Source organism: Thermotoga caldifontis AZM44c09 (genome assembly GCF_000828655.1).
Taxonomy (GTDB): domain Bacteria; phylum Thermotogota; class Thermotogae; order Thermotogales; family DSM-5069; genus Pseudothermotoga_A; species Pseudothermotoga_A caldifontis.
On sequence record NZ_AP014509.1, the window covers coordinates 275,598 to 289,086 of the forward strand.

Sequence of the window (13,489 nt, forward strand, 5' to 3'; positions counted from 1 at the left end):
GCATGAACGTTCAGAAATTCATGTCTTTGAAAGGCAAGCAACCCATAGTGGTGATCACCGCCTACGATGCCCCGTTCGCCCGCATCGCGCACGAAGCCGGTGTCGACGCAATACTGGTTGGAGATTCTCTCGCGAACAACGTTCTTGGTTTTTCCGATACACTGCCCGCCACCATGGACGACATGATCAGGCACACGCAGGCCGTCAGGAGGGGTGCCCCGGACGCGTTCATAATCGGTGATATGCCTTTTCTCTCTTATCAATGCTCTTCAGACGAGGCGATCAGGAACGCGGGAAGGTTTTTGAAAGAAGGCGGTGCGAACGCGGTGAAGCTCGAAGGAGGTGCTGTTTTCGCACCCCTCATAAAGAGGATGGTCGAAAGTGGTATCCCCGTGATGGGGCATCTGGGCCTCACACCGCAATCTGTGAACGTTTTTGGCGGTTACAGGGTGCAGGGTAAAGACGAAAAAACCGCGAAGAAATTGCTCGAAGATGCGAAGGCACTCGAGGCGGCCGGGGTGTTCGCCATCGTTCTCGAGATGGTCGTGGAGGAGGTGGCGAAACAGATCACCGAGAGCGTGAGCGTACCAACGATCGGTATCGGTTCGGGCAGATACTGCGATGGACAGGTGCTCGTGCTGCACGACGTGCTCGGGTTGAACCCGGCCTTCCAGCCGAGGTTCGCAAAACGCTACGCGAATCTGCATGAGATCTCGCTGAAAGCGATCTCTCAGTACGCCGAAGAAGTGAGAAATAGAACGTTCCCCGCGGAAGGGAACGTGTTCAAACTGGGGGGAAGCTGAATGAAGATCCTCCACACGTCAGACTGGCACCTTGGACTGCAATCCTGGATCGGTTCCAAAGCCATCGACAGGCTCGAAGAGACCGAACGGGCGATTCACTTTCTCGTCGACCTTGCGGAAAAAGAGAAGGTCGACCTCGTGATCGTCGCAGGGGATGCGCTGCACAACAGGGTCAATCTGAGGATCGAAGCTCTGAACGTTCTGAGCGAAACCGTAGCGAAGTTCGCCTCGATCGCGCCCACCTTCGTGGTCTTCGGCAACCACGACTGGCAGGGGCTGAACCACTGGAAGACTTTCAATTTGAAGAACTTGTACATCGTGGAAAGGCCGGACACGGTTGAGCTTCAAGAAGCCGTTCTGTTCTTTTTACCGTACGTGGACTATCAGAGGCTTCTGGGGACAACGAGAGATCCCATCGCCGCGATGAGGGATTTTCTGGATTCCTATCTTGCCGATTTCAAAAGGTACGTCAAACCAGACAAGGCCAACGTTCTCGTTGCGCACGCCATGCTGGAAGGTTGCTTCGAATCCGAGAGGGAGAACAACATTCAGTACCAGCTCAAATCGAACAGCTTTCCCACGGATTTCGATTACGTGGCGCTCGGGCACGTGCACAATCAGATGCAGATCTCGCAGCAACCTGTCGGATGGTACTGTGGTTCGCCCATCGCTCTCGATTTCGGTGAGGAGAAAGATATAAAAGGCGCGTTGCTCGTTGAAATATCTCAAAGAACCATCGTTAAAGCGGTGAGGACGCCGCACGCAACCCTGAAGACCTTCGAGTACGAAGACTACAGCCTTTCGAACCTGAACAGGATAGAGTCCGATCTGGAAAACTTCTCTGGCTATGCACGCATACTGTTCAAATGTTCCCCTTCGAACGAGGTCAGGAAGCATCTGCTGGAACGGTACGAATCCGTCGTGAAGGTCGAATTCGAAACGGTGTGGGGGCAACAGGAATCGATCAGCGCACCGTCTGAGAGAAAGACTTTGATAGAGATGTACAGGGACTACGTCAAACAGAAGTATCCAGATTTCGAAGATGAAATGGTGAAGATCGTGGAAGAAATATTGAAGGAGGTCGAGCAAGCTGAGGCCACTCAGGATTGAGATCGAGAACTTTCTTGGTATAGAAAGCTGTGAGCTCGACTTCAAAGATGGCGTGTTCCTGATCGTCGGACAGAACGGGGCGGGGAAGTCTTCCCTGCTCGAGGCGATCGTTTTCTCACTCTACGGAGTCGGTGTTCGTTACGGAAAGAGGAGCCCCTTCGATTACGTTCGATCCGGAGCCGATCAGTGTACGGTGAAGTTTTCTTTCCTGAGGAAAGGGAAAAAGTACGAGGTGATCAGACGCATCAGGATGAGAGACAGGGTGAGCGAAGCGCTCCTCACCGTCAACGACAAGATCGTGGCCTCACAGCGTAGCCTGGTGGACGAAAAACTCAAAGAAGCCATGGAAACGAGTTACGAGAGCTTCATAAGCACCTTCCTGTTACCGCAGGGTATGGTCGCGAGCCTGCTCACCGCCACGCGTTCGAGGATCAACGAGGTGGTCTTCGACGTTCTGTTCGAAAAGAAGAAACTCACAAAGATCGTCGAAAAAGTCAGCGACGCGTTCAAGGATGCCCAGCACGAAAGGGACGAACTCCTGCGGAGGATCAACGATCTGAACAACGAGATAGAAAAGATCGAGTCTCACATCAGAGAGACTCCCCTCGAGACGCTGGAGAGAGAGATCAAAGTTCTGGAGAAAGAGCTGACACTGAAGGAAGAAAGGCTGAGGGAGATAGAGCAGGAGCTTCAGATACACCGGCAGATGGAAAGCTTCGAAAGGATGCTTCAGGCCAAGCTCGAAGAAAGACAGAACCTGCTCAGATCGATCGAAGAGGAAAAGAAGATATCCACCGCCAGATCGCTGGAATTGCCCTATCGGGAACTGCTCCACGCCTGTGAATCTCTCAACAGAGTCGAGAATGCCCTTGAAAGGCTCAGGGCGAGCCGAACGAAGATCCAGCAGGAAACACAGAGGTTGGAACAGGAGATCGAAAAGACCAGACTCGAACTGTACGAATGTGAGGGTACGGTTCAGAAAGTTCAAACACACATCGAGAAACTTTCGAAGATAGACGAGCAGAGCGAACCACTGGTGCAGAGCGTGTCCAGCTTGAAAGATCGCAAAATGATGTTCGAACAGCAACTGTCGAGCAAGAAACAGGAACTCGAGAAGGTGAGGAAAAGAATCGAAGAGAAAAAGAAAGAACACACCGAGCTCGAACGAAAGCTGGATTCGCTGATCGAACAGTTCGAAAAGATGAAGCCTTCGGCGATCGTCTGGATGGCGGACCAGATAGCACAGCAGCTGAACGATGGAGACAGATGCCCCGTCTGTGGGGGCATCTACAGCAAGAGGAAGGTGGAGGAACTCGAATACGACCTTGAAGGCTACAAGAAGCTGAAAGATTCGATCGACGAGACCAAAGAAAAAAAGGCTCAGCTTTTCGCTGAGCTACAGAACCTCTCGGAGGTCGCAGAAAAACTCGAAGGAGAGGTCAAATCACTTGAAAAAGAACTCGAAGCGATCTCGACAGAAGAAGGACGGATCGTCCAGGAACTCTTGCAGATGGGTTACTCACCGCAACTCAAAAAGAAACTCAGAGAATTCTCCGCTGAACTTCAGAAATTGCTGGAGAGAAAGTCCGTCTTGGCCTCACAACTTTCGAAGCTCGACGGCACGAAGCAGCAACTCCACAGCAGGTTGAAGGAACTCGACGAGGAACTCGAGAACCAGATGAAAGAGAGAGACGTGGCACTGGAGAAAAAACAGAGAATCGAAAAAGCATTCTTCCGGGCGCTCGAAGACATCAACATGGACTTTGAGACCTTCAAAAAGTACGTCGCGAAGGAACTGCCAAAATTCAGCGCTCAGGAGAGATTTTCGAAGATCGAAGCCGAGATAGAACAGCTGAAGGTTCAGATAGAACAGTTCAAAAGATCTCTGAAGACGAGCAAGGAAGAGTGCCAGAAGATGGCAGAATCGCTGCGGCAGGAATTGCAAAGGTTGAAGGGTGAAAGGGACGAGAAGATCAAGAAGAAAGCCATCGTCGAACAGTCCATAGAAAGGAGGAAACTCCTGCAGGCTCAGCTGAAAGAGCTGGAAGAGAAGTTCGAGCAGGCCCGTAAACTGTCCACCGTGTTGTCCTTAGTGAAGGACACGCTCGCCGCACGGGAATTTCAATCCTACGTTGCGGACCTCGTGCTGAGAAACATCGTGGAACGCACGAACCAGTTGCTGGATTTTCTGACCGACGGAAGGTTCTCACTCTCGATCGATGAGGACGGTTTCGTGGTGAGGGACGAGGGAGTGAAGAGGGATGCGAGCGGGCTTTCGGGGGGAGAGAAAACTCTCGTTTCGATCGCACTCGCGATGAGCATCGCTGAAGAGGCAACGGGTGAGATGGAAGCGTTCTTCATAGATGAAGGTTTTTCGAGTCTTGACAGTGACAACAAGACCAAGGTTGCAGACGCCCTGAAGAGGCTCGAGAAACTCAACAAAGTGATAGGTTTCGTCACGCATGAACCGCAGTTCGCCGAGTACTTCGAGCGGAAACTCCTGGTCGAGAAGGGTGGTAAGCTGCGATGGATATGAACGACGATGTCGAAAAACTGGTTGAGAGGATAATGACGGAAAAGGGTGTCGAAGCCATTCCCAACCTGATAAACCTGCTCACGGACGAGGACGAGAAGGTTAGAGAGATCGTTCTGCAGATCATTTACAGATTCGGTGATTCGGCGCGACCGATTCTGTTGCAGAAGTACAGAGAACATTTGAAGGCAGGTCAGCAGAACGACGTGGTACTGCTCTATCTTGTGGACATTCTCTCAGACCTGGGTGAAGCGAGTATAAAGAAGGATTTGATGAACCTGTTGTGCAGGTACGACGATGAAACTGCTCAGCTCGTCATATACGAAGCGATGTGCAAACTCGGAGACGGTGAGAGGATACTCGACGTGCTCTCTTACTATCTGCTCGAAGACGAGTACAGAGAGGAACTCGCAACCCAGGTGATCATGGCGCTGTCTCACGTTCCAACGTTCCGAACGGTGGAAGTGCTCGCGAAGGCGTACGAAGATGAACGGTTCACGGAAGACATAAGGAAAGACATCGTCCAGGCCATCGCCATGGTGACCATGAAAGATCCCGGGCTCTGGGAACACTTCGAGAAAGTGGCGAGTGAGGATCTGGTTTCGCAGGTGAAGAACTTCACGCGGTGACACAACAATCCTTAAAAAATATTGATTGAGCCGAGCTCGCGAGGACCGACGGGGTAGACCTATGGCCCGTTACGGTCTCACCTTCCAGGTTCGAACCCTCAGGCCGGCCTTGAGAGCGCTCTCCACTATGTAGATACGGAGAGGTATTTTGCAACAGAGTAACGATCGTGCGACGATGATGTTCAACTCGCGGAGACGAAATCACTCAATCCATCCGATCAGGATCGTGTGAAATTCACAAGCTTTTCGACTGCGTGGGCGACCTGGACCAGCAAGTCCTCCCTCCACCACTTCGTGACGAACTGCACTCCAGCTGGTAAACCATCAACACGACCGAACGGCAAATTCAGCGCGGGCAGGCCGGAGATGTTGAACTCGGCGGTGAAACGTGTGAGCCTTCTGGCCATTTCGACCGCACCCTCTCCTTGAATCGGAGGAGCGACGATGGGCACCGTCGGAAGGATCAAAAGGTCGTATTCTTTGAACAATTCTCTGAAGCTGTGCTTCACGATCGTTTGAACTCTCCTCGCCAGCGCGTAATCCGTTCCACTCACGGAGGCCCCCTCCATCAATCTCTGTCTGACGTCTTCTCCGAACAGCTCTGGATGCTCCCTCAACCTTTCTCTGTGGAATGCCGCCGCCTCCGCCTGCGTGATCAAACCGTTGGCCGCCGCGGCATCTTTCAACCATTCGAGGGGTCTCTCTTCCACGACGGCTCCGAGCTTTTCCAGCACGCGGGCCGCCTCGTCGACGATTTTCAGAATTCTCTCATCGGCTTTGGAAATGAATTCACCCACAGGCTTCAGAACCTTTATTCCCTCAGGAAACCTTTCAAAATCTGGTTCTCTGATGGGTGCTCTCAGCGAGAAGGGATCTCTCTCATCGTACCTGCAGATCACCTTCAGCACGGTCCAGGCATCCTCGACGCAGCTGGCTAAAGGTCCCACGTGGTCCAGGTGCCACGACAGCGGCAGAACACCCCTCACGCTCACCCTTCCGTAGGTGGGTTTCAACCCAACAACTCCGCACAGCGCCGCGGGAATGCGTATCGAACCGCCGGTGTCCGTTCCGAGGGCCGCCACGACCATGTCCGTGGCGACGGCAACCGCAGATCCACCGGAAGAACCACCGGAGATCCTGCTCGGATCGTGCGGGTTTCTGCACGGACCGAAGTGCGGGTTGTTGTTCGTCACACCGAGCGCGATCTCGTGGAGGTTCGTCTTTCCAACGATTATGGCACCGGCCTTCTTGAGCTGCTGCACCACGAACGCGTCTTCTTTCGCAACGTTGTCTTTGAAGAACAAGCTTCCCGCCGTGGTCTTCAGACTGGCAACGTCGATCAGGTCCTTAACGGCGATGGGTACTCCGTAGAGTGGGGGAAGGTCTTCTCTGTTCTTGAACGAGTTTTCCAGAAATTTTGCCGTTTTCATGGCACCTTCGTAGTCGAGACTTATGAAAGCTCCCAGGTGTTTCTGCGCCTCTATCTTTTTGAAACACTCCTCGACGAACTCTTTCGGTCTGAACTTTCTCTGAGCGTAGAGTCCGACCAGATCCTTTATTTTCATCTCGATCACCCCCGACTCAACTTCATCTTTGGACCTTCCTGAACGAACTTTCCCCTGAACGAAGGTTCGTTGAGCAACAGGTGGCTGTCCAGATCGTGAAAGTCGAACGCACCCGTACCGAGCGCGAACTGGACGCTCTGGTTGATCCCGAGGCTCGATTCAGCCATGCAACCGATCATCAGCTTCAAATTGGAAGCTTTCGCGAGTTCCACTATAGCCATGGCATCGCTCAGTCCACTCTTCATGAGCTTTATGTTGATGTAATCCACCGCCTCTTCCTTCATCAGTCTCAGCACGTCGTACTTTCGTTTTGCAGATTCGTCCGCCGCCACCGGGAACGGAGAGTGGAACCTGACGAACCTGAGACCCTCAACGTCGTACCAGACCACGGGCTGCTCGTAGACGGCTATGTCCACACCGCTGCGGTACACGACGTTCGCGAACTCGATCGCCTGCTTCGGTGTGTAACCCATGTTCGCATCGACTATGAACTTCGCCCCCTTAGCCACCTTTGCGATCTCGAGCATCGCTTCGATGTCTTCTTTGAGGTTTTCACCCACCTTGATCTTGATCGTTCTGAAACCTTCTTTGAAAATCTTTTCGGCGTCTTTCACCCTGTTTTCCAGGGTGTCTATGCCCACAGTCTTGTCGGTCTCGATCTCCTCCTTCGCCCCTCCAAGAAACTCCGCCACGGATACGTTCAGTTCCTCGCAGAGGGCATCGAGCGCGGCGAACTGTACGGCGGCTTTCAGACTCGGAGTTGCCAGAAGTCTGTCGGTGATTTCGAAGATCTTCGCGTAGTTGCGCACATCGAGACCCACCAGACTCTCTTTCAAAAAGTTCTCCATCGCCAAAAGCATTTCGACCCTTTCACCGTTGACCCTGAAGGATGGGGACGCCTCACCCTTTCCCACAGCACCGCTGTCCAGAAACAGTTCAACTTCGACGTTGCTCGCCTCAGAAGATACGCTTCCTGTGATGTGGAAGGGTTTGTGATAAACGTACTTTTTCAACGTCAGCCGAACATCCTTTATCTTTCCCATCGTTCAGACCTCCCAGCCTTCGAACCGCACCACGCTGATGTGAGTTTCCAGACCGATCTTCTTGCTGTGCGTTTCGGCTTCGCCGAGCTGGTTGTCCGTGGGGTCTTCCCTGTAGAACTTCGGTTCCGGTGTGAACTGTTTCATGAAATCATCGTTCGCGACCATCCTGAAGCCGTCCAGATTTCCAAAATAGAAGCTGCGCAGCTTCTCATCGTACCTCCTCGCGCCACCGAAGGAAGGATCGGCCGGAAGCCAGCCGTAAGGTTTGACGTAGAACAGCGCCCAATCGTGCGGTGAGACGAAGTACGGCGTGACGTACCAGCCAGATTGCCACCTCGCAGGAACATTCACGATCCTGCACATCGTTATGAACAGCAGAGCTTGAAAACCGCAATCACCCTTGAGGTTTTCAGCCACGTACTGTGATATGTTCTCGTAAGTTGCGTAGGGTTTGACGTAGCAGTATCTCACCCTGCTCGTGATCCAGTCGTAAATGCGCTTGGCCTTCAAATAAGGGTTCTTTTCGCCACCGACGATCTTGAGAGCCAGGTATCTGATGTAAGGTGTGAAGACTATGTGGGGAGGTTCTTCCCCAAGAAAATCGTCCACGTCGCACTCCTGAACCGCTGAAGGATCGACCCTGTTGATCCATTCGCGGACAGTGTATTCGAACTCGACGATGTACTCTCTGCTCGTGCCTTCGAAGAAGATGGTCCTTTGAGGAACATCGTTGTCGGCCAGAAAGTAGTTCTCTTCGCTCATGTACAGGAGCTTCACATCTTCGATCTGAAAGCCTTCCTTTGGAAAGGGCAGCCAGACTCTGAAATAGTCCTCTGGCGAATCCAGCGTCGCCTTCAACTTTATTCGTACCCTGTAAGTCTTCGGGGCCGAACCGTGGGCGAGCGCCTTTATCCTCTCCTCGATCAACTGTCTGTTCTTTTCCTCTTCGGGATCGGTCAGCATCCTGGACTTGTACTCCGGCCGGGCGAAGGCGATGTTCTGAACGAACCTTTCGAAGAATCTCCTTTTCTTGTTGACGAGGATGAAATCGACGCAACCTTCGTCTATGAGCCTGTAAAACTCATCGTAATCGAAATCCCGAATCATTTCCCGCGCCTTTTCCAGTGCCTCCGCTTCATCGTACGGATGCGCCGCGAGCAACCTCCTGATCCTGAACCTTTCGTATTCGAGACGTTGCCTCTGCACCTCGCTGATGCGCGTGTCCCTCAGCCACCTGTCGATCAGACTTATGGCGTTTTCCCAATCACCCATCTGCTCTGCACGCCGAACGTTCTCAGGCAAACCGCACATGAGGAACTCAAGCATGTCGAACACCCCCAGCGGCCGACAGGTTTCTCAGCTTTTCCAGGCTCTCAGGAATATCCTTTTCGAACCGGTTCAGGTCGTTTATTTCGAGCACGACGATGCCATCGAATTTCTCGCGGACCAGCTCGAAGAGTTCTTCGAAAGGTATTCTTCCACAACCTATGGGCAGATGCAGGTCCCCCACTCCGTAGAGGTAAGCGAACGGTGATGAAGCGACCGAGGGTTCGTAGTCTTCCTCAGGTCTGCCGAAGTTGTCGTGCACGTGGAGCTCGAAGGCGTGAGGAAGTCCAAGGGAGATCTGTCTCAGAAATTCCTTCTCGTTCCCTCTCAGCTTCAAGAACAGATGTCCCACGTCGATCAAGAGTCTCACGTTCGGATGGTTCACGGCCTGAACGATCTCGAGTGTCTGCTCGATCGTTTGCTTCGTGTTCTCCACAACGAGAGACACACACACTTTCTCGAGCTTGTCACAGAGTTTTTTGAGATTTTCTATCTCTCTCTTCTTTCTCTCGCCATCTTCATCGAACCAGCCACAGTGGTAAACCACGCTTTCTGCACCGACGGAGGAAGCAAAATCTATTGTGGCCGACAGGATCGAAAAATCTTCTTCTCTGCCCGACGAGAGATTCACCGGATCGGGACCGTGGACTGTGAACTTCAGATCGAAGCTTTTGAGGATCTGCTGGATGGGGTTTAGTCGCTTTGAAATTATCTTGCCATCGAGGATCACATCGAGACCCGCAGGGGGTATCTCTGCGTAATCGAACCCAAAACGCTGAAATTTCTCAAGTTCCGCTCTGAGAACCTCGTAAGAACCGGATAAACGTCTTGTGTCGATGTTTATGCCAAAACCTTTGACCAAAGTTGCCACCCACAGTTTTTCGCAATTTTTCGAAACTCTTCGTAACACATTGACACCTTTTGTAACTTTTGCTATAGTTATTATAGCCCTTTTCTGGACACAGAGAGCACTCCGATGGTGCTGGTGGCTGAATCTTTGCTCAGATCAAGAAATTCTTAAGGTTCTCAAATCTGGTTTCATCTTTCATACCCATTCTACTCCTGAAGGGGGGTTGCGTGTGAGAAGGTGGCTTCTGGTCGCACTGTTCTGCGTGACGGTTTTACTCTTCGCAGGCATCGAGGACAGCATCGTTCAGGTGGGTCGTGCGCTCGAGAAGAACGGCATCAACGAGGTACGTTACGCGGTCTGGGGTTCTGGAGATCCGAACAGCGTGCTGAGGGTTCTGGGTATCGTCGAGGCTGCGAGGCGCATCAACGAAATCTGGGCCAAAAACGGTATCAACGTGAAGGTCATGATCAGAGAGACCCGCTACGAGTTGGACTTCACACAGATGTATCAGGAATTCCTGAGCAAGCAGCCGCTCGGAACCGCGGGAGACTTCCTGGTGAACTCGTACGTCTACATAGCTCCGCTCGCCGAGGAAGGGTACCTGCTCGATTTGACACCTTATCTTGAAAAACACACAGAAATTCTGAACAATTTCTTCGCATCGCACATCGAGGTGGCCAAGTACAAGGGAAAAATCTATGGTTTGCCGCAGGACACAGAAGCCAGGCCGTTCTACATCAGAAAGGACATCGCGGCGAAGGTTGGACTCGATCTGCAGGGTCTCGACGAGAAGGTCTTGAAAGGTGAGTTCACCTGGTTCGATGTCTACGAATGGGCGAAGAAAGCTGTTCAAACTGGAGCTTCCGAATGGGGTTTGATACACAGAAGGGGTACTGCGCATCCTGATCTGATGCAGTTCATCCTCGCCTTCGGTAGCAAACTCTACGATCCGGTCGACGGAAAACTCGTGTTCGACAAAGAAGCCATATACAAGTGGTTGACGATCGAATGGACCTTCGCACGCGAAAAATTGTTGCCTTCCGACATGATGGCCTGGGACTGGGCCAAACAGGTGCATCCCGCGATCGTCGATGGAAAGACGCTCTTCGACATCGGCGGCACCTGGTACTGGACCGAGTGGCAAACCAAGGACTATTACACCGATCCAAAGACTGGGCAGATGAGGGGCCTGAAACCTGAAGAAGTCGAACAGTGGTTCTACTACACGTTGTTCCCGGCTGGAGAACCTGGAAAGAAACCTGTGACGTTGAGCCAGCCCTTCATGTGGATGGTCAGTTCGAAGGCTGGAGCACAGAACCCGAAGTACAGCGCCCTGAAATCCGTCTACGATGAGCTCGCGTTCCTGATCGTTGCGAAGGCTTCGGATCCAGATATAAACGCCATACACAGTATCATAAGTGCACATCTGCCGGTTGGAAAGCCTTCGGCCGAGCTTCTCGCCAGCAAAGAATGGCTCGATAAACTCTACAACCTCGAGGTCGATCTGGATCCGGGCGTGAAGGAAAAAATCGCAGGCATCGTCAAGGCGACAGTCAATCCGATCAACGCCGCGTTCCTCTCGAAGGTTTCGTACATGCTCGAGCACACCAACTTCCCGCCCGTACACCCGATGTACGCGAAGCTCGCCGCGATCTTCGCCGAAGTGGTTGACTACGTGCTCAGAGGTCAGATGGATCCTGCTAAAGCGATCGATTACGCGATCGGAAAAATCAACGCCGATCTCGATCTCAAAGCCGGTGTGAAGATCATCAACGATATTCCAAAGGATTGGAGATTCGGCGGAAAATGAAGGGAAAGTTTTCGAGAAAGTGGGAGCTGTGGGCCTTCCTGGCCCCAGCTCTCATCGTTGTCCTGCTGTTCTACGTTGTCCCGCTGATCCTGACGGTCTACACCAGCTTCACACCGCTGAGAAACTGGAACATACAGCGTTACGCGACGAGATTAGTGGGTCTTTACAATTACCAGAAACTGTTCCACGCGATCACGAACGATCCTTCGGTGAGGGCCGTCTTCCTCACTACGGCGGTTTTCGTTCTCTGCACGCTGACTGTGAACGTGCTTGGAGGTCTGATACTCGCCTTGCTCACCTTCTTCGTGGATAAGAAAACGAATTTTGTAGCGAGTACCGTATGGCTTCTGCCGAGAATGTCACCCATCGCTGTGTACGGACTGGTTTGGTACTACTTCTTCCACGGCAGCCGTGTTGGAACGTTGAATTCGATCTTTCTGAAGCTCGGTCTGATCGATCGGCCCATCGCCTGGGGTCAGGAATTCGTTCCGTACGGTCCCTGGAGCGTGATCGTGTTCGTCAACGGTCTGGTGGGTGTGAGCTTCGGGATGATCGTGCTCTCGTCGGCGATCAAAAGCATCCCAGGTGAGTTCGTCATCGCCGCGAGGGTGGATGGGGCTACAGACTGGCAGATCTGCAGGAAAGTTCTGATACCTCAGATAAAATGGCACATCATGTACGTCACGACCTGGCAACTTTTGAGCCTGCTCACCTCCTACGCACACACCTACCTTCTGGTGAGCTGGAGGCTGGTGAACAAATCTTACGGAACACCCTGGGCACTCTACGTGTACGATCTCGCTTTCACGGGTGTGTTCGACCAGGGACTGGCAGCTGCGGCGGGTACTCTGCTCGTGCTGGTCGGGGGACTGCTCGGTTTGATGACGCTGAGGATCCTTGGGTTTGGAAAACTCATGGTGGAACCGCGTGGTGATATCTGATGAGTCTGACCGACGTGGAAGTCAGAAGCAAGGGCAGGCAGATCCTTTACTCGACCGTTCTGATAGCCCTGTCTGTACCCGTTCTGATGGCCTTCTTCATGCTCATCCTTTCGAGCTTTGCGAACCAAATGGTGACGAACTTCGATTTCTCGAAGGTCACTTTCACGATGAGGAACTGGAAATTACTCTTCCAGGGCAGGATCGCTATCACGGGCGGATTGAGGGAAAACGTGTTCCTTTATTTGCTGAACACGGCCATCGTGGCGCTCGGTGTGGCGTCCGTCACAACCACAGTAGGGACACTTTCTGGTTACGCCATCTCCAGAATGAAGTTCGCAGGTAGAAGATTCATTCTGCTGACCATGCTCATGTTGCACGCGCTGCCTGGTTCCATCCTCATCGTGGGTGTTTACTTTCTTTACAGGCTCTGGATGCCGACGAATCTCAACGCGTTGAGATACTTTTCCTTCTTCTACGTGATAGTGGCACGCGCCGCGCTCGAAGTTCCGTTGTCGGTATGGCTCATGAAGGGCTTCTTCGATCTGCTACCCTGGGAGATCGAATGGTCCGCCCTCGTCGATGGAGCATCGAGGTTCAAGACCTGGGCGAAGATCATGATGCCTCTCATAAAACCCGGCGTGGTGGCCATACTGATCTTCGGATTCCTCGCCGGCTGGCAGGACATCATCTACGTGAGAACCTTTCTCATAGACAAGACGCTCGCGACTTTCATCGAATCCAACCTGGAAGCCGAGATGGCGTACATGCCGCTGCTGGCCGCCGCGGCAACGCTCTACCTCTTACCGACGATCTTTTTCTACATAAGTTCTCAACGGCTGCTGTTCAAGGTCTACGCTGGCGGTATCAGGAGGTGAAGGG

General features: G+C 52.6%; 11 protein-coding genes. 7 read left to right on the forward strand and 4 right to left on the reverse strand.

Features of this window, described 5'->3' with window-relative positions; genetic code table 11:
• The first annotated feature begins 2 nt into the window (after window positions 1–2).
• Genes panB through TSP01S_RS01385 form a run of 4 tightly spaced genes read left to right on the forward strand, consistent with a single transcriptional unit; the run spans window position 3 to window position 5,075 of the window.
• Window positions 3–803 (forward strand): 3-methyl-2-oxobutanoate hydroxymethyltransferase, encoded by an 801-nt coding sequence (gene panB / locus TSP01S_RS01370; protein WP_041075817.1) that lies wholly within the window; start codon window positions 3–5, stop codon window positions 801–803.
• Window positions 804–1,913: a metallophosphoesterase family protein gene (locus TSP01S_RS01375; RefSeq protein ID WP_041075819.1), complete on the forward strand. Its 1,110-nt coding sequence runs from the start codon at window positions 804–806 to the stop codon at window positions 1,911–1,913.
• Between the two features lie 52 nt (window positions 1,914–1,965).
• The gene (locus TSP01S_RS01380) at window positions 1,966–4,449 is read left to right on the forward strand and encodes an AAA family ATPase (RefSeq protein ID WP_041075821.1); all 2,484 of its coding nucleotides are present in this window, start codon (window positions 1,966–1,968) and stop codon (window positions 4,447–4,449) included.
• Window positions 4,440–5,075, forward strand: a complete 636-nt coding sequence (locus TSP01S_RS01385; protein ID WP_052463444.1) for a HEAT repeat domain-containing protein — start codon at window positions 4,440–4,442, stop codon at window positions 5,073–5,075. Before TSP01S_RS01380 ends, TSP01S_RS01385 begins: the two co-directional genes overlap by 10 nt.
• 218 nt (window positions 5,076–5,293) lie before the next feature.
• On the opposite strand, the gene TSP01S_RS01390 is transcribed toward TSP01S_RS01385, so the two are convergent.
• The 4 genes from TSP01S_RS01390 to TSP01S_RS01405 are packed head-to-tail and all read right to left on the reverse strand — an operon-like array spanning window position 5,294 to window position 9,871.
• On the reverse strand, window positions 5,294–6,640 hold the full coding sequence (locus TSP01S_RS01390) for an Asp-tRNA(Asn)/Glu-tRNA(Gln) amidotransferase GatCAB subunit A (protein WP_041075823.1): 1,347 nt from the start codon (window positions 6,638–6,640) through the stop codon (window positions 5,294–5,296).
• Between the two features lie 5 nt (window positions 6,641–6,645).
• Entirely contained in the window at window positions 6,646–7,683 is a 1,038-nt protein-coding gene (locus TSP01S_RS01395) for an L-Ala-D/L-Glu epimerase (protein WP_041075825.1), read from the reverse strand.
• 3 nt (window positions 7,684–7,686) lie between these two features.
• Entirely contained in the window at window positions 7,687–9,009 is a 1,323-nt protein-coding gene (locus tag TSP01S_RS01400; RefSeq protein WP_041075827.1) for a transglutaminase-like domain-containing protein, read from the reverse strand.
• Window positions 9,002–9,871 (reverse strand): sugar phosphate isomerase/epimerase family protein, encoded by an 870-nt coding sequence (locus TSP01S_RS01405; RefSeq protein WP_041078296.1) that lies wholly within the window; start codon window positions 9,869–9,871, stop codon window positions 9,002–9,004. The genes TSP01S_RS01400 and TSP01S_RS01405 overlap by 8 nt, the downstream gene beginning before the upstream one ends.
• A gap of 217 nt (window positions 9,872–10,088) precedes the next feature.
• Here TSP01S_RS01405 and TSP01S_RS01410 point away from each other — a divergent pair, with 217 nt between their 5' ends.
• From TSP01S_RS01410 to TSP01S_RS01420, 3 genes are read left to right on the forward strand one after another with little or no spacing between them, the layout of a single operon-like run.
• On the forward strand, window positions 10,089–11,669 hold the full coding sequence (locus TSP01S_RS01410; RefSeq protein ID WP_041075829.1) for an ABC transporter substrate-binding protein: 1,581 nt from the start codon (window positions 10,089–10,091) through the stop codon (window positions 11,667–11,669).
• Window positions 11,666–12,610, forward strand: coding sequence for a carbohydrate ABC transporter permease (locus TSP01S_RS01415; RefSeq protein WP_041075832.1), 945 nt, complete (start codon window positions 11,666–11,668; stop codon window positions 12,608–12,610). The genes TSP01S_RS01410 and TSP01S_RS01415 overlap by 4 nt, the downstream gene beginning before the upstream one ends.
• A complete protein-coding gene (locus TSP01S_RS01420; protein WP_171816792.1) occupies window positions 12,610–13,485 on the forward strand; it encodes a carbohydrate ABC transporter permease in 876 nt (291 codons plus the stop codon). The genes TSP01S_RS01415 and TSP01S_RS01420 overlap by 1 nt, the downstream gene beginning before the upstream one ends.
• The last annotated feature ends 4 nt before the right edge of the window (window positions 13,486–13,489 follow it).

Excerpts from the sequence above, each read along its gene's own strand:
- panB (WP_041075817.1), top strand. The coding sequence starts at position 3 with ATGAACGTTCAGAAATTCATGTCTTTGAAAGGCAAGCAACCCATAGTG.
- TSP01S_RS01400 (WP_041075827.1), bottom strand. The coding sequence starts at position 9,009 with ATGCTTGAGTTCCTCATGTGCGGTTTGCCTGAGAACGTTCGGCGTGCA.
- TSP01S_RS01385 (WP_052463444.1), top strand. The coding sequence starts at position 4,440 with ATGGATATGAACGACGATGTCGAAAAACTGGTTGAGAGGATAATGACG.
- TSP01S_RS01395 (WP_041075825.1), bottom strand. The coding sequence starts at position 7,683 with ATGGGAAAGATAAAGGATGTTCGGCTGACGTTGAAAAAGTACGTTTAT.
- TSP01S_RS01420 (WP_171816792.1), top strand. The coding sequence starts at position 12,610 with ATGAGTCTGACCGACGTGGAAGTCAGAAGCAAGGGCAGGCAGATCCTT.
- TSP01S_RS01375 (WP_041075819.1), top strand. The coding sequence starts at position 804 with ATGAAGATCCTCCACACGTCAGACTGGCACCTTGGACTGCAATCCTGG.
- TSP01S_RS01390 (WP_041075823.1), bottom strand. The coding sequence starts at position 6,640 with ATGAAAATAAAGGATCTGGTCGGACTCTACGCTCAGAGAAAGTTCAGA.
- TSP01S_RS01415 (WP_041075832.1), top strand. The coding sequence starts at position 11,666 with ATGAAGGGAAAGTTTTCGAGAAAGTGGGAGCTGTGGGCCTTCCTGGCC.